General features: G+C 34.3%; 19 protein-coding genes. 4 read left to right on the top strand and 15 right to left on the bottom strand.

The features are described from left to right. The first annotated feature begins 109 nt into the window (after window positions 1-109). Window positions 110-1,381 (top strand): BaiN/RdsA family NAD(P)/FAD-dependent oxidoreductase, encoded by a 1,272-nt coding sequence (locus tag BHY08_RS04800; protein ID WP_071456793.1) that lies wholly within the window; start codon window positions 110-112, stop codon window positions 1,379-1,381. A 23-nt stretch (window positions 1,382-1,404) separates the two neighbouring features. Here the strand turns inward: BHY08_RS04800 and BHY08_RS04795 are convergent, their stop codons facing one another. From BHY08_RS04795 to BHY08_RS04780, 4 genes are all read right to left on the bottom strand, one after another. Further along, the gene (locus BHY08_RS04795) at window positions 1,405-3,117 is read right to left on the bottom strand and encodes a hypothetical protein (RefSeq protein WP_071456792.1); all 1,713 of its coding nucleotides are present in this window, start codon (window positions 3,115-3,117) and stop codon (window positions 1,405-1,407) included. A 179-nt stretch (window positions 3,118-3,296) separates the two neighbouring features. Continuing rightward, window positions 3,297-3,797, bottom strand: coding sequence for a Cys-tRNA(Pro) deacylase (gene ybaK, locus BHY08_RS04790; protein ID WP_071456791.1), 501 nt, complete (start codon window positions 3,795-3,797; stop codon window positions 3,297-3,299). A gap of 2 nt (window positions 3,798-3,799) precedes the next feature. After that, window positions 3,800-4,573, bottom strand: coding sequence for a type I 3-dehydroquinate dehydratase (gene aroD, locus BHY08_RS04785; protein ID WP_071456790.1), 774 nt, complete (start codon window positions 4,571-4,573; stop codon window positions 3,800-3,802). A gap of 30 nt (window positions 4,574-4,603) precedes the next feature. Next, the gene (locus BHY08_RS04780; RefSeq protein ID WP_071456789.1) at window positions 4,604-5,779 is read right to left on the bottom strand and encodes a class I SAM-dependent rRNA methyltransferase; all 1,176 of its coding nucleotides are present in this window, start codon (window positions 5,777-5,779) and stop codon (window positions 4,604-4,606) included. A gap of 206 nt (window positions 5,780-5,985) precedes the next feature. On the opposite strand from BHY08_RS04780, the gene BHY08_RS04775 reads away from it, so the two are divergent. Then, a complete protein-coding gene (locus BHY08_RS04775; RefSeq protein ID WP_071456788.1) occupies window positions 5,986-8,154 on the top strand; it encodes an LTA synthase family protein in 2,169 nt (722 codons plus the stop codon). Window positions 8,155-8,173: 19 nt separating this feature from the next. Here the strand turns inward: BHY08_RS04775 and abc-f are convergent, their stop codons facing one another. Next, window positions 8,174-9,754, bottom strand: a complete 1,581-nt coding sequence (gene abc-f, locus BHY08_RS04770; protein WP_071456787.1) for a ribosomal protection-like ABC-F family protein — start codon at window positions 9,752-9,754, stop codon at window positions 8,174-8,176. Window positions 9,755-10,105: 351 nt separating this feature from the next. Between abc-f and BHY08_RS04765 the strand changes: the two genes are divergently transcribed. Both BHY08_RS04765 and BHY08_RS04760 read left to right on the top strand, forming a co-directional pair. Beyond that, entirely contained in the window at window positions 10,106-10,804 is a 699-nt protein-coding gene (locus BHY08_RS04765) for an AzlC family ABC transporter permease (RefSeq protein ID WP_071456786.1), read from the top strand. After that, a complete protein-coding gene (locus tag BHY08_RS04760; protein WP_211267918.1) occupies window positions 10,801-11,133 on the top strand; it encodes a branched-chain amino acid transporter permease in 333 nt (110 codons plus the stop codon). The genes BHY08_RS04765 and BHY08_RS04760 overlap by 4 nt, the downstream gene beginning before the upstream one ends. Window positions 11,134-11,328: 195 nt before the next feature. On the opposite strand, the gene BHY08_RS11350 is transcribed toward BHY08_RS04760, so the two are convergent. From BHY08_RS11350 to BHY08_RS04715, 10 genes are all read right to left on the bottom strand, one after another. Next, entirely contained in the window at window positions 11,329-11,451 is a 123-nt protein-coding gene (locus BHY08_RS11350; protein ID WP_276325582.1) for a hypothetical protein, read from the bottom strand. Between the two features lie 55 nt (window positions 11,452-11,506). Further along, on the bottom strand, window positions 11,507-12,358 hold the full coding sequence (locus tag BHY08_RS04750; protein ID WP_071456784.1) for a VOC family protein: 852 nt from the start codon (window positions 12,356-12,358) through the stop codon (window positions 11,507-11,509). 93 nt (window positions 12,359-12,451) lie between these two features. Next, a complete protein-coding gene (locus BHY08_RS10705) occupies window positions 12,452-12,748 on the bottom strand; it encodes a sensor histidine kinase (RefSeq protein ID WP_276325591.1) in 297 nt (98 codons plus the stop codon). A 34-nt stretch (window positions 12,749-12,782) separates the two neighbouring features. Then, a complete protein-coding gene (locus BHY08_RS04745) occupies window positions 12,783-13,844 on the bottom strand; it encodes a histidine kinase dimerization/phospho-acceptor domain-containing protein (protein ID WP_084657174.1) in 1,062 nt (353 codons plus the stop codon). Continuing rightward, window positions 13,823-14,491: a response regulator transcription factor gene (locus BHY08_RS04740; RefSeq protein ID WP_071456783.1), complete on the bottom strand. Its 669-nt coding sequence runs from the start codon at window positions 14,489-14,491 to the stop codon at window positions 13,823-13,825. Before BHY08_RS04740 ends, BHY08_RS04745 begins: the two co-directional genes overlap by 22 nt. Before the next feature lie 2 nt (window positions 14,492-14,493). Beyond that, window positions 14,494-15,225 carry an ABC-2 family transporter permease gene (locus BHY08_RS04735; protein ID WP_071456782.1) on the bottom strand — a complete coding sequence of 244 codons (732 nt, stop codon included), beginning with the start codon at window positions 15,223-15,225 and terminating at the stop codon, window positions 14,494-14,496. Further along, window positions 15,218-15,973, bottom strand: coding sequence for a lantibiotic immunity ABC transporter MutE/EpiE family permease subunit (locus tag BHY08_RS04730; protein WP_071456781.1), 756 nt, complete (start codon window positions 15,971-15,973; stop codon window positions 15,218-15,220). Before BHY08_RS04730 ends, BHY08_RS04735 begins: the two co-directional genes overlap by 8 nt. Then, a complete protein-coding gene (locus BHY08_RS04725) occupies window positions 15,966-16,673 on the bottom strand; it encodes a lantibiotic protection ABC transporter ATP-binding protein (RefSeq protein ID WP_071456780.1) in 708 nt (235 codons plus the stop codon). Before BHY08_RS04725 ends, BHY08_RS04730 begins: the two co-directional genes overlap by 8 nt. Window positions 16,674-16,793: 120 nt before the next feature. After that, window positions 16,794-18,170, bottom strand: coding sequence for a 23S rRNA (uracil(1939)-C(5))-methyltransferase RlmD (gene rlmD / locus BHY08_RS04720; RefSeq protein WP_071456779.1), 1,377 nt, complete (start codon window positions 18,168-18,170; stop codon window positions 16,794-16,796). 33 nt (window positions 18,171-18,203) lie between these two features. Next, a complete protein-coding gene (locus tag BHY08_RS04715) occupies window positions 18,204-19,229 on the bottom strand; it encodes a diacylglycerol kinase (RefSeq protein ID WP_071456778.1) in 1,026 nt (341 codons plus the stop codon). Window positions 19,230-19,245: the final 16 nt, after the last annotated feature.

The following is a 19,245-nucleotide window of genomic DNA, read 5'->3' as shown; positions in this document are numbered from 1 at the left end:
ACTTAATTAGTATTATATAATATTTAAATAAATAAAAAAAATCTTTTCTCATCAAATTTTAAAAAAAGTATGCTAAACTATCATTTAATAATGAAAGGAGTGGCAATAGATGAATATAGATGTCATTGTCATTGGTGGAGGAACAAGTGGTATGATGGCTGCCGTTTCTGCCGCAGAAAAAGGCGCTCGCGTCATGATTATCGATAAAAATAAAATGCTTGGAAAAAAATTACGTTTAACCGGCGGAGGTCGATGCAATGTTACAAATAACAGACCGCCCGAAGAAATTATTTCGTTCATTCCTGGTAATGGAAAATTTCTATATAGTACTTTTTCACAATTCAACAATTATGACATCATGGAATTTTTTGAAAGCCACGGTGTGCACTTAAAAGAAGAAGATCACGGGAGAATGTTTCCTGTTGCCAATACGTCAAAAGCGATTGTTAATGGGCTATTTGACCGTTTAGCTGAGTTAAATGTTGAGTTAAAAATGAAAACAACCGTTAAAAAATTATTAGTAACTGATGGCAATATCACTGGCGTTGTGACTGATACAAAAGAAAAAATTCACGCTCCTTGTGTCGTTTTAGCAACTGGTGGTAAAACATATCAATACACTGGTTCGACTGGAGATGGGTACACGTTAGCTAAAAAAGTTGGGCACACTATTACGAAATTATTCCCCACTGAATCACCTCTTTTATCAGAAGAGCCATTCATCCAAAGTCGCGAGCTTCAAGGCTTATCGTTACGAGATATTGGGTTATCGGTAATTGATGAAAAAGGAAAAGTTGTTGTCACTCATGAAATGGATGCATTATTTACCCATTCTGGTATTTCTGGTCCTGCAGCACTTCGTTGTAGTATGTTTGTTAATCAATTACTTGAAAAAGGACAAAAAAATGTCACGATGTCTCTCGATTTGTTTCCATTAAAATTAGACCAAGATATCAAACAGCAAATTATTTCCATTCAAAAAGAAGATGGAAATAAATCCATTAAAAATGCGTTAAAACCATTGATGCAGGAACGGTATCTAGAGTTTTTACTTACTCGCAGTGGGATTGACACACAAACACCTTTCAAACAAGTAACAGAAAAAGAGATTGATGCTCTTGTCGGCGAAATCAAACACCTTACGTTTACAGTTTATAAAACCTATCCACTTGATAAATCGTTTGTCACTGGTGGTGGCATTAGTCTAAAAGAAGTGAATCCAAAAACGATGGAAAGTAAATGTGTCAATGGCCTATTTTTCTGTGGTGAGTTATTAGATATTAATGGCTACACTGGTGGGTACAACATTACCGCCGCGTTTTGTACGGGGCATGTTGCTGGAGAACATGCCGCAGAAATTGCCAGTTATTTTAATTATTAAATCGGAAAAGACCTACCTTGCTTTTAATCACAAGGTAAGTCTTTTTTTCTTGTTTTAACTAAATAAAAACCATAACACAACGCCACTAAACTAGAAATTATTCCACTGTATTTAATGGCTAACGGTGGTTCATAAGAAACAGTCAACTGATGGCGACCTTTTGATAAAAGAACAACTAGCGTTCGCGATGAAGACAAGGTACTTTTTATTTTTTTACCTGTCTCATCTCTTACGATAAGTCCACTGTACCCAATGATTGGCGTTTCAACACTTGTTATTTTTTCTTTTATCGTAACGTTTATAACAGCTGTATCTTTATCAAAACTATAAGGCATGGATACTTCTCGTTGATTGATTAAGCCGATTTTATCTCGAATTCGTTTTGTTTGATCGCTAGATAGTCTGGCTGGAAAATAATCTTTGTTGACTGATTTTTGATACCGTTCAGTTACCACCACATCATGTTTACTAAACATCAAACGGTCTAGAGAGCGATGAATCATCAACACATTCACACTAATCGTTGAAAGAATAACAACACCTACACTTAAGCCAATCGTCATTTTTTTCACAGATAATCCTTTTACCTGACTTAAATAATCCGCTAATAAAGACGCACCTAAAAAGCTCCCGAAAATTGTCAGAAACGGCATTAGTCGGAATGGAAATTGAATGATGGATAACGGTGTATGTTGTAATAATCGCCAGGGAAAAAGTGTTGTCATCATAATCATAAACACAAGTGAGAGAATCAGAGATTGTTTTAACAATGGAATGTGTCTAATAACAGAATCTTTTTTCCAAATAACCTGATAAACGCCCACAACCAACGAGCACAGTAAAATCAAGCCGATGCTCATGTAGTTTAGATAATTCACGCTGGACGTCACTAACATTGTTCCTAGACCACTCGCCTCTCGTGCTAAGTCATGGACACTAACCGAACGAATAGGAAACGTCAGCATCTCATAAACGATTGGGAGTAGTGCTCCTATTGATAAAAGGCCAGTCATCACAGCACTAAATAGAAATTGTTTAAACATGTTGATTGTTATATTTTTTCTTATTAAACTAACTAAAAATAATACAGCTAAAACAACGACCACTAACATCAGAGATAATAAATGAGAATAAGCAATGAGTGATAAGCCAATAATCAACCAATGTTTCTTTAATCCCTTATCTTTTAAAATGCTATAAAAACCAGCAAAAACTAATGGATACAGTGTTAAAACAAAAAACTCTCCTAAGTCAAATCGCTGATAAAAACAAATCATCCGGTAATGAGAAAAAACATAGAAAAATGAAAACACATAAGGCGCAAATATTCTAAGTCGGTTATTTTCTTTTGGAAAACATAGTTGACTGATATAATCGGCGCAACGATAAGCAATAAAAAAAGTGAGCAGATTGACTAAAAATAAATACACATACACGCTGGAAATAACCGAGTGAACAATCATCGAAATGAGTGCAATGGGTAACACTGTTGTCAGTGTAGGATAAAATATATTGGCACCATAAAAAATATCATGTTCCCCGAATCTTGCGATAGGTTGAATGTGTCCTGTTGTATTTAATTGCTCAATCGCACTAAATATCCTGGCAAAATGAAATGGGTAATCATCGCCACGAATAACTGCAAGATGTAAGCCGCTCAGATCAACCATAGGCAATAAATATAGCAATGATAAAACAAGCCAACTAGTGATGATAAACACGCGTTTTCTTTTCATTTTAATTCCTTCTTCTGCCTTCACATATAAAACATTAATTGATTTAACGGTTACTAGGCATTTAATTTAACTTACATAATATATCAAATAAATCATAATAGTTAACTACTTTTAAATGTTTCTTTCTGAAATTTAATAAAATCTTTCATTTTTCACAACAAAAAAAAACGATTCTAGGGTTATCCTAAAATCGTATTATCTTCTGTTAAGTCAGCATAAGCGCCACTAGTCACATTGATTAAATCAGTTGGTGACACACTCATCTGCAAGCCTCGACGACCTGCTGACACATGAATCATCTCAAATTGTTGTGCTTCATTCGCATAAAATGTTGGAAATGATTTTTTCATTCCCACTGGAGAACAGCCACCATGAATATAGCCAGTTAATTCTTCTAACTCTTTCATTGGTAGCATCTCTATTTTTTTATTGCCACTTGCTTTAGCTAGTTTTTTTAAATCTAGTGTTTTATTTCCTGGAATAACTGCAACAACCGGGCCTGTTTTATTTCCCACTGTGACAAGCGTTTTAAACACTTGATTTTCATCAATGCCTAACGCATGCGCCGTTTCAAGTGCTGCTGCATGAGAGTCACTGTATTCATATTCTCGTGTCTCAAATGGAATTTTCTTTTGTTCTAGTTGTCTTACTGCATTGGTTTTTGCTTTTTTCTTTGACATCCTTATTTGCTCCCTCGTTTGTATCCAATCACTTCCATGCCTTCTCTTACCACTGAAATTGGTAATTGACCTGGGGCTGATAGATACTTACCATTTGAAGCATACGTTAAGACCGAACCATACAACTCACCTGTCATACGAGATAGTTGTCCCATCTCTCCCATACTGATCAGCACAAACGGAATCTCTGGATGATTTTCTTTTACTTTATTTGAAATTTCTAAAACATTTAAGACATCTTGTTGGCTATTTGGTGTGACTGATAATTTAGATATATCTCCGCCTAATTGATACATGTCTTTAATCGTTTCATACATTTGATTTTTTTCTGGCGTCAACAAATGGTTATGTTTGGATAACAACACTTTGACATTCTTTTCTTTTGCATGCACCATTATATCAGATGGCTTTTCCAACACCATTTCAAATTCTAAATCCACCACATCAACTAATCCAGTGTCCATCATCATCCGATTTAATTTTATGTAATCGTCTAAACCAATATGTTGTCCACCACCTTCTTGCAACGTTCTATAAGTAAAAATCAGCGGTTTATCATCAATAGCATAACGTACAAAATAAGCGGCTTTTTTCATAAAACGCTCGTCATGAGCATACATAAAATAATCAGCACGCCATTCAATCACATCACAATCTAATTGACTAATCCGAAGAGCCTCGGAAAATAATTCCTCAAAGTTTTTAGCAACAAGAGGTACACATACTTTTGGTTTTCCTTTCCCTAATTCAAGGTTACGTACTTTTAATTTAGACATCAAACCCCACCCATCATTTCATAATCACGTTTATTTCACTCGGTAAAAGAGTACTTTTAAATAATTTCCTTCATTAAATTCTTTCTTCACACGGAAATCCTCTGGTAGTTGATATAATTCTAAATACTCAAATGAACGATGAGTATCAGCTATTCCCATCTCTACCATTTGTTTAAATTTATCTAATGACACATTGGCCGCATTGGTTGAGGCAATTAATAATCCGTCTTTGTTTAACAACTCAACTGCTTCAGTCGTCAGTTGTTGGTAGTCTTTTGCTACGGTGAAGACTTTCTTTTTATTTCTTGCAAAACTCGGCGGGTCCATCACTACTATATCAAAAGTTAACTGTTTTTTAAAAGCATATTTAAAATAATCAAACACATCCATTACTATTATAGACTGATTGTCTGTTGTAAGTCCATTCACAGCGAACTGTTCTTGTGTTTTTTTTCGACTCCTTTTCGCTAAATCAACACTCGTTGTACTTATCGCACCACCCATTGCACTAGCTACAGAAAAAGCACCGGTATAACTAAACGTATTTAATACGGTTTTACCAATCGCATAAGCATCTGTTAATCGGCTTCTGACTTCTCGCTGATCTAAAAAGATACCTGTCATTAAACCTTCATTTAAATAAGTGGCATACGTTACATTATTTTCTTTTATTAATAATGGTTCTGGTGCTTGGTCACCATATACATAGGTAGACTCTGGTAAACCTTTCGCTTGGAAACGAATTTTTTCATACATACCACAAATCTCAATATCAGATGATATCAAGGCTTTTAAGATATTTTCTTTTAACGCGTAGATGGTTTCATTATACCATGACACAACTAAAAATCGGTCATACCAATCAATCGTCATTCCACCAAGACCGTCACCTTCACCATTAAATAAACGAAATGCCGTCGTTGCCTCATCAGCAAAAAATGTCGCACGATATGCTTTTGCTTCATTAAATAAGTTGACTAAAAATGTGATGTCGATTGGTTGTTGTTCAGCAAAGCTAATCATCCACCCTGATCCTTTGTGTTGTTGTCCTAGATAACCATATCCTAAAAATTCTTGCTTTTCAGAATAAAAGCTTACCCACTCTTTACAAGACATTTTCGAATCCACTAAATCTTCTGCTTTTATGAGTGGGTAGTGCCCTTTATATTTTTGACTTCTGTTTTGTTTTATATATACTTTTTTCATGCAGTCAATCCCTTTAATTTCTATCATTTATTGTATGATACTACTATATCAGTTTTTAGGTTTTTTTTCCCCTTTTTTTAAGTTGTGAGTTCTATATTTTTTTTTAAGAAAAATGCCGAAAATTGACAGACATGTAAGTAATATGTAAAATGTAACATGGAATATTCAACTTGATGGTCTAGAGGCATCTAAGTTGTTAAGAAAGGATGTTTATTTTGAAACATAAATATAATAAAAATTGGATTAACACCAGAATGGGATTTTTCACCCTGATGGTTGTGTTATTCTGGTTGAAAAACCTACTAGCATACGCTGTAGATTTTAACTTAGGCATTGAAAGTTTCTTCCAGTATGTGATTTTATTTATAAGCCCAATCGCAACGACTGTCTTTTTATTCTCAGCCGCTCTTTATGTAAAGAGTCCGAAAAAAGCCTACATTACGTTACTGATTATCTCATCATTAACCACCTTGTTACTTTTTTCTAACGTCATTTATTACCGAGAATTTACAGATTTTATTACCGTTAACACCATGCTTGGTGCCGGTAAAGTAGCTTCTGGTCTTGGTGAAAGTGCTCTTCGTATGTTTAGACCATATGATTTATTGTATTGGATTGATATTATTGTTGTGATTGTCTTACTTGCAACAAAAAAAATCAAAATTGATAAAAGACCAATTGCTATTCGCTCAGCATTTGCTGTAACAAGTTTTTCTATCCTTCTATTTTCTGCTAACTTAACTTTAGCGGAAACAGATCGACCTGAATTATTAAAACGTACTTTCTCAAGAGATCATATCGTGAAATATTTAGGGATGAACGTCTTTACTGTTTATGATGGCGTACAGACGTATAACGCGACACAACGACGTGCTCAAGCGAGTCAAAATGATTTAGTTGATGTTCAAAAATATGTGAAAACACATTATGCTAAACCAAATGATGACATGTTTGGAATTGCCAAAGGGCGTAATGTCATTTATGTCCATTTAGAAAGTTTCCAACAATTTTTAATTGATTACAAATTAAAAGATGAAAATGGTGTTGAACACGAAGTAACGCCATTCTTAAACAGTTTATTCCATTCAAATGAAACATTTAGTTTTGATAATGCCTTCCATCAAGTGGGATCAGGTAAAACAAGTGATGCTGAAACCTTGTTAGAAAATTCATTCTTTGGTTTAAGCCAAGGCCCTTTATTTACTCAATTGGGAGATAAAAACACATTCCAATCCGCACCTAACATTTTAGGTCAAACACAAGGTTATACAAGCGTAGCCTTCCATGGTAATGGTGGCTCATTCTGGAATCGTAATGAAACTTACAAACATTTAGGTTATAACTATTTCTTTGATGGTAGCTACTATGATGTGAATGAAAACAATTCATTCCAATATGGATTACATGATAAGCCATTCTTAGCACAATCTATTAAATACTTAGAGCATGTTCAACAGCCGTTTTATTCTAAATTTATTTTAGTATCAAATCATTACCCATATGCGAAATTTAAAGATGATAATGCTGGTTTCCCAATGGCTAATACATCGGATGCCACAATTAATGGGTACTTTGCAACAGCAAACTACTTAGATACAGCTGTTAAAGAGTTTTTCGATTACTTAAAAGCATCTGGACTTTATGATAATTCAGTCATTGTGTTATACGGTGACCACTATGGTATTTCAAATTCTCGTAACAAATCTTTAGCTGAGTTACTTGGTAAATCAAAAGAAGAATGGAACGACTTTGATGACACAGCTGTTCAACGTGTTCCTGTAATGTTCCATGTTCCTGGTCAAACTAAAGGTGGGATTAATCATACATTTGGGGGACAAGTTGACGTCTTACCTACTCTATTACATTTATTAGGTGTTGATACTCAATCATATATTCAATTAGGACAAGATTTCTTCTCTAAAGACAAAGACCAAATTGTCGCCTTTAGAAATGGAACTATTGTCACACCAAAATACACAATCTTAGGTGAAACCGTCTATGATACAAAAACGGGTGAATTGATTGATTCACCAACAGAAGAACAATTGACTGAAATAGCGGACATTAAAGAAAAAGGAACCACACAACTTAATATGTCTGATGCTATTACAAACGGTGACTTATTACGATTTAACACAAACAGTGGATTAAAACCTCTTGATCCTGCTAAGTTTGATTATAAAAATGAGTTAGATAAACTCCTTCAAGTTGAACAACAAAAAGGAGATAAATCAACAAGTCTTTACTCACTACACAATAACCAATCAACCGTTGATTTATTTAAAACACAGACCTATAAAGAAATTCAAGAAGAAAAAGGTGTGACGACTCAAAGTAGTGGAACCACTGAAACATCTTCTACAACCACAAAATAAACGAAAAACACACAAGACATTAATTCTTGTGTGTTTTTTTGTACGACATTTTTTGTGTTATTAACGACTGAAATTCTTGTTCTAACTCTTCACTGGGCTCAATACATAGCTTACCTAGTACTTCACTAATTTTTGTTTCAATCACTAATAAACTATCCTTTTCCTTTGACTTATTCTTAACCACTTTACTTGCTTTGTAATCTGATAATCGTCCTTCAAACATATTTATCTTTTTATTTTCAATGATTAATAACTTTGTTGCCACCGAGTTAATAAACTCCCGGTCATGCGACACAAAAATAACTGTGCCTTCAAACGCTTGTAATAATTCTTCTAATGCTCGCATTGCTTCAATGTCTAGGTAATTTGTCGGCTCATCTAGCACTAACGTATTAATATCACTTAATAATAGTTTTGCTAAAGTCACTTTAACACACTCTCCTCCACTTAATACACTGACAGGCTTTTCTATATCACGGTCAAAAAACTGCATTCGTGCCAACACTGTTCTTGCTAATGTCTGGTTATAATCACGCATACTTGATAAAACATTTTCTAAAACTGTTTCGTTATCATCTAGTAAATCAACTTCTTGTGAGAAATAACCAAACTCAATTGATGGTGACACTTTAATAGAACTTTCTTTATCTAACATCATTTTTAGTAACGTCGTTTTTCCTACACCATTGTCCCCAACTATTGCGACCTTTTCTCTATTTTTAATATAAAAATTGCTATCATAAAAAAGCACTTGATGATTTATTTCAGCTGATACATCCATCCCTCTTATCATAATATGGTCACCTGACATATGAGAAAGAGAGGTTTCCATAGTGAGTGATTTTTCTTTTTTTGGCGCTTCCACTCGTTCTAATTGTGATAATCTTGTTTCCAGTGCTTTGGCTGATTTATCTAGTTTTTTCTGCTTTTTAGCATAGTATGGTTTGCTAATACCAACTTTTTCTCCAGCTTGTTTTTTATTTTTAGGAACAGACATGGCCCCATTTGCTTGTTGTTTTTTAACACGAATCGCTTGTTCTAATTCTTTCTTTTCACGTTGATAAATGTCATAATCTTCTTTGTGTCGTCTTTCTTGCTCCTCATATTGCGTTAAAAATGATTGATAGTTTCCTTTATAAACCGTTATTTCCCCATCCTTTAAAAACCAAATTTTATTACACACTTGATTTAAAAAATGACGATCATGTGATACGACCACGACACCTTCGTGATGAGTCAACACTTGTTTTTCAACCCACTCAACATGACGACTGTCTAAGTGGGTTGTTGGTTCATCAAGTAACCACACGCTATCTTGTTTAAAGGCTTCTTGCAAATAGCGTTGCGTTTTTTCTCCCCCACTTTTATCATCAAATCCGTCTTTAAATTGCTTAACAAGTGTGACAGATAAATAATGTTGGACACTTGGTATCTCTAACGAAATTTTTTGCGCTAAAAGATGTAGTAACGTCGTTTTCCCACTACCATTATTTCCAATTAACCCAATTTTATCTCCCCTGTTCACACTTAGGTTGTCTATCTTTAATTCTAAATCTGGGTTTATTTGATAACTAAATGTTTGTATTTCAATTTGTTTCATCTTACCATCTCCTTAATTTTAGGAGAAAAAAATCCCTCCTATTGTTTGAAATAGGAGGGATTAAACGTGTTTAGGGTATGCTCAAAAAGACATTAACCCACACTCATACAACCACTCCTATTCCACAAATAAAGACAAACGCATAACAAAAAAGCTTGTTCGATCGTTTTCTTCATTTTGCTTATAAATAGGATTTAGTTGTACATGTATTTGGGTCACCCTTTCTTAAATTGTTAAGACAACTATAACACGACGTGGCTTATTTTGACAACTCACTTTAATTGACTGACTTGACAGATAATTCTTACAACTGTATGATGGAAAAAAGTTTCATTCATTAGGGGGAGTTAAATGAAAAGAAAAGCGTTCGAAACAGCTCTGCCCTACACACTGCCAATTTGTGTTGGGTTTTTGTTTTTAGGAATGTCTTATGGTTTTTTGATGCGTAGTATGGGGTTTAGTGTGTGGTATCCAATGCTAATGAGTTTTTTTATTTATGCTGGTTCAATGGAATTTGTCACAGCTAATTTACTCATGTCAGCTTACAACCCACTTTATGCCTTTGTTTTAACGCTTTTGGTCAACGCTAGACATATGTTTTACGGTATTTCAATGTTAAATAAATATAAAAATACTGGTTGGAAAAAGTTTTATTTAATCTATGGGATGTGTGATGAATCATTCACGATAAATTGTACCGTGACACCACCAAAAGATGTCGATAAAGGATGGTTTATGTTTTTTGTAACATTGCTAAATCAGATTTATTGGGTAGGTGGCGCAACACTTGGTGCGTTACTTGGTTCATTTATCACATTTGATACAACTGGCATTGGATTTGTGATGACTGCTTTATTTGTTGTCATGTTTATCAATCAATGGGAAGAATCATCCGACCATAGACCAGCTCTTATTGGACTCATTAGTTCGTTTATTTGTTTGATCTTATTAGGTGCTGACAATTTTATGTTGCCTGCCATGGCGTTAATCATTTTAATTTTTACTTTAGATAGAAAAAATCTAGATAAACAGGAGGTGACGACATTATGACAACGATGTCTTTTCCTCATCAAGTGATAACGATTGGTGTTGTGGTATTTGGCACGATGTTAACTCGTTTTCTACCATTTATTTTATTTCCAGAAAATAAAACACCCCCTGCTTATATTACTTATTTAGGAAATGTCCTACCTTATGCCACAATGGGATTGTTAGTTGTATTTTGTCTGAAAGATACCATCACAAGGGCCTTTGCGTTTCCCGAATTACTCGCTATTTTATTTATTGTCATCATCCACAAGTGGAAACACAGCACCTTTTTAAGCATAGGATTAGGAACTGTTTTTTATATGGTATTAGTACAAAATATCACCTTTTGAAAGTAGGTCATGCTATGAAGAAAGTATTTATCAGTTTTGGTTTGGTAATACTGATGGTTGGATGCCTATTTGGTTTCAAAAAGTATCAATTCAACCAACTTGTCGAGAAAAATATGTCAAATTATGTTTCAACAAAAATAGTCGATAAAATTCAGTTGATAAAGCCTCTTTATCTTATAGTTGGTTTGATAACACTTATACGTATAAAGTCAGTTTCTCAAAATCAACTGACTCTTTTATTTCTTTAGAGTACAACGTGCCACGATCTATTGTCACAACAGTTTTAAACGGCACATTAGATGAGTATGAACCTAGCATTTATACTTTCTCATCTAAATAAACCATCTACCCTCATTTGGATAGATGGTTTTTCTTAACCAATCATCAATTTTAGTTTTATATCTGACGGATCAAATACAGTAACCTCATTTTCTTCTTCCATTACTGGAATACCTAATTCTCTTAATGACGCCACAGTCTCTTGTCGTTTTTCTTCGCTTGGAAAGACAATTGAATAACTTTCGATGCCTGTTTCTGTTTTTTCAGCGTGTTTAATTTGTGTCCCTGACCAAGTGTTTAAAGCAATATGATGATGATAGTTTGAATCAGATAAAAATAATGCCTCTCTTCCATAGCGACTGACCACATCAAACCCAAGCCCATCAACATAAAACTCTTTATTTTTTGCTAAATCATTTACTTGTAAATGAATATGCCCCATCACCGTTTCTTTTGGCAAACCATTCCAAAAAGGGACAACTGATTCTTTTAATAAATCATCAAAATCAACTGGGTCAGTCGTCATCGAAACTTCACCATTCGACCATTGCCAAACACTCGCATCTCTGTCGACATAAATTTCAATCCCATTGCCATCTGGATCATTTAAATAAATGGCTTCACTAACTAAATGATCTCCGCCACCAAATCGGACACCTAGATTAACAAAATGTCTCACGACTTGCGCTAAATCTGATCGTTTTGGTAATAACAAAGCAAAATGATACAACCCTGTTCGTGGTTCTTGTTTTAATGTTATATTTTTTGGTTCTGTGATAGTCAACAAAACATCCTGACCATTTGTTGTAAATGATATACTATCTGATGTTTGTTCTTTTATGTTTAATCCTAATACTTCCGTATAAAAACGTGTGGATTGTGTTAAGTCGCTCACTTTAAGTTCAACATGACTAACAAAGGTAACTGGATTTTTATGAAATGACATATGCTTCAACCTCTTTCTTTTGTATAACTCTTACTTTATGTAAGTAACTATACTACGAAAAATAATCCAGAACAACTAACTTGTTTCATGATGTTATTTCTTAAATACTAGCGTCACTTTCGCACCTGTTTGATTTTTTTCTGGACGATTTTCGATGAGCAATGTTCCATTATGTCGTTCAACCATTTCTTTCACATGATACAAACCTAAACCATGAGAAGCTGTATTATCTAGCTTACTTGATACATATTTGCTAGGTAATGAGGCTAAAAATAAATCCGAAAATCCTGTTCCTTCATCTGTTATGGTCACTCGATACTCTGTCTCTAAATCTCTAAAATCTAATGTAATCGTTGAATTTAGGTTAGAATGCTCGATTGAATTACTTATTATATTTGTAACGCCATCGTGACATTTTCAGTTTCTAGTGGAATATTATATTTTGTAACGCCATCGTGACATTTTCAGTTTCTAGTGGAATAGAACTTGTGTCAGTTTCCATTAGGCTAAGTTGTCGTTGATGAGTGTCACATAATAAACGTGCGACATCAATCCAACGACTTAACACCTCTTCACTCACTGGCATTTTTTCTTCAGTGACATGACTTGAAATTTGTTTTAATCTTTCAACATAAACTTCTAATCGTGATACACCTTTTTCAATATCTTTCACTCGTTCACTTGAACTAGCGGTCAACGCTTCTTCATCTAACAATTCAAGATTCCCTTTTATTAACGTAATGGGTGTTCTAATATCATGAGTCACTGACTCAATTAAGTCTCGCTTCGTTTCTTGCATTTGCCACTGTTCTTGCAGAGATTTCTTTAAATCATTTGCCAATAAATCAATGGTAGATAATACGTCATTAATTTCTTTATAGTCACTGTTTATTCTCGGATAATCAAGATTTTGTTGTTGAATGTAGACACTGGCTGTTGATATTTTTTTAATCTCTCTTTTTAGTATCTTAGTTAATCTCACAATCAAAAATAAAAAACCACTTATCCAAACAAAAAAAACAACGAGAAAATAAACTCCTTCAAAATGTGGAATCAACTGATTAAGTTTTTGTGATGCAAAGAATGGACTTAATTTGTAGCTGACAACTAGTTCTTTATCATTTGTAGTGTAGTATCGAAACACTCTTGCCCCAATAAAACTATCTTTTGACGCTCTTGCTGTTTCTTGTGCTTTTTTGACATAAGGTTGATAAGTCTCACTGATGTTACTACTCACCACTTGCCCATTTTTCATATATTCATACTCATAAAAAAATGGAAGTTGATCTGGTGTCCAACTCTCAGATTTAAAGTCTTTTTCAACTTTACCCAACTGACTTTCAGGGTAATTAGCTGGGTAAACAATACCAGTATTGACCAATATATTTAGTAACAAAAAGAAAAAAATCATCACGAAAAACGTATAAAGCAACTCCATTACAGCATATGTTGTTATTAAACGAGTCAGTCCTTTTCGATTTGCCATTTATACCCAACTCCCCATACTGTTTTAATTGGATTAATGCCAACTAAATCAAATTTTGCTCGAATCTGTTTCACTCGCTCTGTAATCGTTGTTTGACTATCTCCAACTGCTTCTAATCCATAAACAGACGTATAAAGCTGTTCTTTTGAAAAAACTTGTCCTTTATTTTTTAATAGCAATTCACATAACTCATATTCACTTGAGGTAAGTGATACTTCCGTTTCCTCGTAAAAAAACTGCTTGGCAATCAAGTCACAGGACACCGGATAATCAATCAGTCGATGATGCTTTTGTCGTTGCTCTCTTCTTAGATGAGCGGCAACTCGTGCTCTTATTTCTTTGATAGAAAAGGGTTTGGTCACATAGTCATCCGCCCCTAAAGCAAATCCTTCAAGCTTATCTTTTTCAAAATCTTTTGCTGTTAAAAGAATGATGGGTGCATTAATCAGTTCCCTGTACTGTTTTAAAAAGTCAAATCCTGACATCTCTGGCATCATCACATCTAATATCACTAGATCATAATGCTTTAACTCATCAGGATTAACTTTATTTGCACCTAATATAGTCTCAACTATGTACTCTTTACTTAACGCATTTTCTATTAGCTTTAATAAATCCTCGTCATCATCAATGATCAATATTTTCATCACTATTCCTCCAATCGTGTGACACCATCCCACTTATTATACCAAAGTGACAATATCCAGAGTGTGATTGCCGTTACTAAAATTGTTCCTATTAACACTAGACTGACAATACGAAGACTCATTGCTCCTTTGCCTACTTCAAAAGTTAATTTAATTGGCCAAGTAAAGGGTAAAAACAGCCACACTCTCTCACCCAAATTCGTTGTCCCAAGTAAGATTGCTGCTAATGTTATCAAGCATCCTACCAAAATACTACCAGTATAATTAAATCGTAAAGATAAATACTGATAAATAGCAATCATGGGCAGTAATGTCATTAACAGGATAACTGTTAAGGTAATAACTTGTATCAGGTTAAACTCACTATTTGTAACACATAAGAAAAGAATAAAAAAGCTCACTGTTAAAAGAATAATCACTAGACAAATCAGTGTGATAAAAACAAATCGGGTAAAAAATACTCGTCGTCTATTGATTCCGATTCGTAAATCATTGGCATAATGACTGGCTGTTTTATCAGGGTCATAAATCATTGGGACAAGAAGACTTAATGTAAAAGTCGATATAATGGCTAACATCGCATAAAACGAGAGGACTTCCTGTCCTTTCAAAGTATTTGTAGAAAAGAAATACAGACACATGATAAGTGAATATAAAATTGGGGCAAGGATCATCAACACTCTCACTGGAGTCCTTTTAGTGCGTAGCCAATATGATTTTAAGAGATTAGTCATGATTTTTCCTCCTAATAAGAATGTTCAAAGTAATTAAAACAAGTAGATAAACCATTAAACTTAGCAAAATACCTAAATAAGTTGCATGAGTAGTCATCAGTGGATTCTCCTCAGTTAAAAATGTGCCATTTGGATGGACCCCTATAATTGGTGCAAGCATACGTAAACTATAAGCCCATGGGAAAAAGACCCATTTTGATTGAACTGCTATTAATGCTGACGGAAAAACCAATAAAAAGTTTATCAAGATAACTACTACTTTTTTATGAAAGACATAAAATAATAAAAACGACATCCCAACTACAGGTAAGCTACCTATAAAAAGTGTGATGGTAGCCATGATTAATGTCTTAATGTGAATCGTTTCCTTAAAAATAAATATTCCTAATCCATCTGCCAGTACAGAAGATAAAATTAACATAACCAATAATTCAACTAATACCACCACATTTTTCGCAAATAACGTTTTACTACCACTGAGTCCCAAACTCTTTTGACTAACAAGGTGTGATGGTGTTTCCTTACTGCAACTATTGACTACCAATAAACTTAATATGACAGGTAAAATCAAAATTGGATACCAATTAAAGGTCGTTGCCATCACGTAACTTTTACCAGTTGGTGCTACTCCCATTAGACTGACCATCAATAAATTAAACACTACAACAATCACTGGAACAAGTTTCATCAAGGTCGCATTAGCAGAACGTTTGTCTTTAATGAATTCTGCCTTTATATAGTTATTCATAATCCTTATCATCCTTTTTGATGATAGTCATAAACAAGTCTTCAAGATGAGTATCCGTCATATCATTTTTCCCTTCGTAACGTAAATGTCCATGATTGATGATCCCTACTTTATCAGCAACTTGTTGTACTTCACTTAAAATATGACTGGACAAAATCACGGTTATTCCTTGTTTTGAAAATGATTTGATTAACTCTCTTAATTCTTGTATCCCAACAGGATCTAAACCATTTGTTGGTTCATCTAAAATCAATAACCTTGGTTGATGAATCAATGCCATCGCAATGCCTAAACGTTGTTTCATCCCAAAAGAAAAATCTTTTGCTAGCTTTTTTCCAGTGTTTTCTAACGACACAACGGATAGAACCTCTTTGATACGTGTTTTTTCGATATTAAGTAAGGTCGCTAAAACGTCTAAATTTTCATAAGCTGTTAAGTTAGGATAAATAGCTGGACTTTCTATAATCGCTCCTATCTCAAGTAAATCAGATTGGTTTAATTCATGTGAGTCAAAGTAAATCGTTCCAGAATCTGGTTTAATTACTTGAGTAATAATTTTTAATAAGGTTGATTTCCCAGCCCCATTTGGTCCTAATAAGCCATAGACTGTGCCTTCTTCTATCGTTAATGAGATATTATCTAAAACAGTTTGATGTTTAAATTGTTTTGATACCTCTTTTATTTCAATTATATTTGTCATTTTATGTTCCTCCTTTTCATACCTTTACTATAGAGACTAAATATAATTGAATTGTAACTATTAAGAATTTTTTATACAAAAAGAGACTTAGGATACTCCCTAAATCTCACAAAATAATATTTAATTCGTCAACACTGTCACACACTCAATATGTGTTGTTTGCGGGAACATGTCAACTGGATAAACGATATCAGTTGCATAACCTAAACTAGCAAATAATTTCATATCACGTGCCATAGTACTTGGATCACATGAAATGTACACAATTTTTTCTGGTTTTAATTCGACTGATTGTTTAATAAAATCTTCTGTTAACCCTTTTCTTGGTGGGTCAACGACTATCACATCAAACTTAATGCCATCTGCTGTCCAATTTTTTAGAACTTTATCGGCTGCTCCGGATTTAAATTCAACATTTGTGATGTCATTGATTTCAGCATTATGAATCGCATCTTCAATCGCTTCTGGCACGATTTCCACGCCGTACACTTTCTTCACTTTGTTAGCCATACTCAAGCCGATTGTTCCAATACCACAATACGCATCAAGAACCACGTCATCTTCTTTTAAATCAGCTAATTCAATCGCTTTTTTATAAAGGTTTTCAGCTTGTTCAGTGTTCACTTGGTAGAATGACTGTGCTGAGATATGATATGTTTTACCTAATAACTCATCACTAATGCTATCTTTACCGTATAACACGTTCAAACGTTCGTCTAAGACTTTGTTTGTCACGTTTGGTTGGATATTTTGCATCACAGATACCACGTTTGGATAAGCTGCCACAAGTTCAGTCACAATATCATGTAAGTAGAAAATTTTCTTTTTACGTGTCACAAAAGTTACCATCACTTCATTTGAGTAATGACCTTTACGAATCACGATGCTTTTCAGATGTCCTGAATGTTGGCTTTCATCATATGGTTTGATTGAATATTTTCTAAGTCTTTCTTTCAAGAATAATAAAATCTCATCAATCATTTTATCTTGAATTAAAAAGTCTTCTACCACAATTAAGTCATGACTATTTTTTCTAAAGAAACCAAGTTCAATGTCAGCTCCAATCATACGTACTGGAATTTGGGCTTTATTACGATAAGCAAAGGGGTGTTCCATTCCTAAAACGTCCGCAACGTTTAATTCATCAAAGCCACCGATACGTTTCATCGCTTGAGTCACTTGATTTTTCTTGAAATCAAGTTGCGCGTCATAGCTCATATGATGTAGTGGGGCAATCCCTGTACGAATTAAATCTTTTTCCACCGTTTCAACACGATTTTCACTTGTTGTTTCCCACGTCATAATTTTTGCGAAGGCAAATTTTTTCATGACCTTCATCACATGAATTTTTACTCGCTCGCCTGTAATCCCTTCTTCAACAAAAATGGGGAAACCATCCACTTTTGCTACTCCACGTCCGTCATAAGTCATATCGACGATATCAACAACTAAACGTTCATTTTTTTTCACTGGTGCTTCTATTTTTTGTTTTTTCATAAAATCCTCTTTCTCTTTTAAACAGTGCACGTACTACTCTTTATTGCCAAAAATAGTGCCATCTTCATTAATATCTTCTTGAGTGAGTTGTTCGACTTGTTCGATAAATCGATCAGACGCTTCTTCTTCATCAATTGAAATAGCCGATTCAGGTATTGCATCCAGATTAGCATAAATTTCTATGTGTTGTTTGTAATTTATAAATTCCATTGGGGCATCTCCACCATATTCCCCATCTAAATTAATCATCATACGATAATCATCATCAAAGGCTTCAGCGTGTAATCTTGACGTTTTAATGTATTCTATTCTAGGGTCGTCAATGTGTTTTCCACCGTTTAACATCAAAGCCACCAAATGCATGATTTCTAATACATTGGCTGTTTTCACGATTAACAGTGAAAATTTCCCATCATCTAACTGAGCGTCGGGAACAATTTGTTCAAAGCCACCAATTGAATTGGTTAGCCCTAAGAAAAACATGGATGCTTTGCCATCAAATTCACCATCGTCATATTTCAGACGCATCTTGATTGTTTTCACTCGTGGCAACATCTCTGCTCCTTTTGCTAAATAGGCAAGATAGCCAAAAACACTTTTCAGATGAGATGGTACATCATAGGTCAATTCAGTTAAGTAACCACCTGCTGCGATATTCATAAAATATGTGTTCCCAGCTTTTCCAATATCTGATCTAATGGTTTGATTTTTTAAAATCACCTCTGCAGCTTTCACCACATTATCACGCGGAATTTGCAACGCTCGAGCAAAATCATTGGTTGTTCCACCAGGAATAACTGCTAATTTAGGTCGTTTTTCTAGTGGAGCAATACCGTTAATCACTTCATTAATCGTGCCATCACCACCTGCTGCGATAATCAAATCAAAACCAGCATTCGCGGCTCTTGCTGCTTCTTTTTTGGCAGAAAAAGGCTCCGGTGTCGTCGCAAAGGCACTGGCTTCATATCCAGCTTTTTCAATCACCATTAAAATATCTGCTAAATTTCGTTTTAACAACTCTTTGCCAGATGTTGGATTATAAATTAATCTTGCTCTCATTTAACTTGCTCCTTCA

It is taken from the genome of Vagococcus teuberi (genome assembly GCF_001870205.1).
Classification (GTDB): domain Bacteria; phylum Bacillota; class Bacilli; order Lactobacillales; family Vagococcaceae; genus Vagococcus; species Vagococcus teuberi.
The sequence above is the reverse complement of the archived record's forward strand: the minus strand, read 5'-3'. Positions and strand labels throughout refer to the sequence as shown.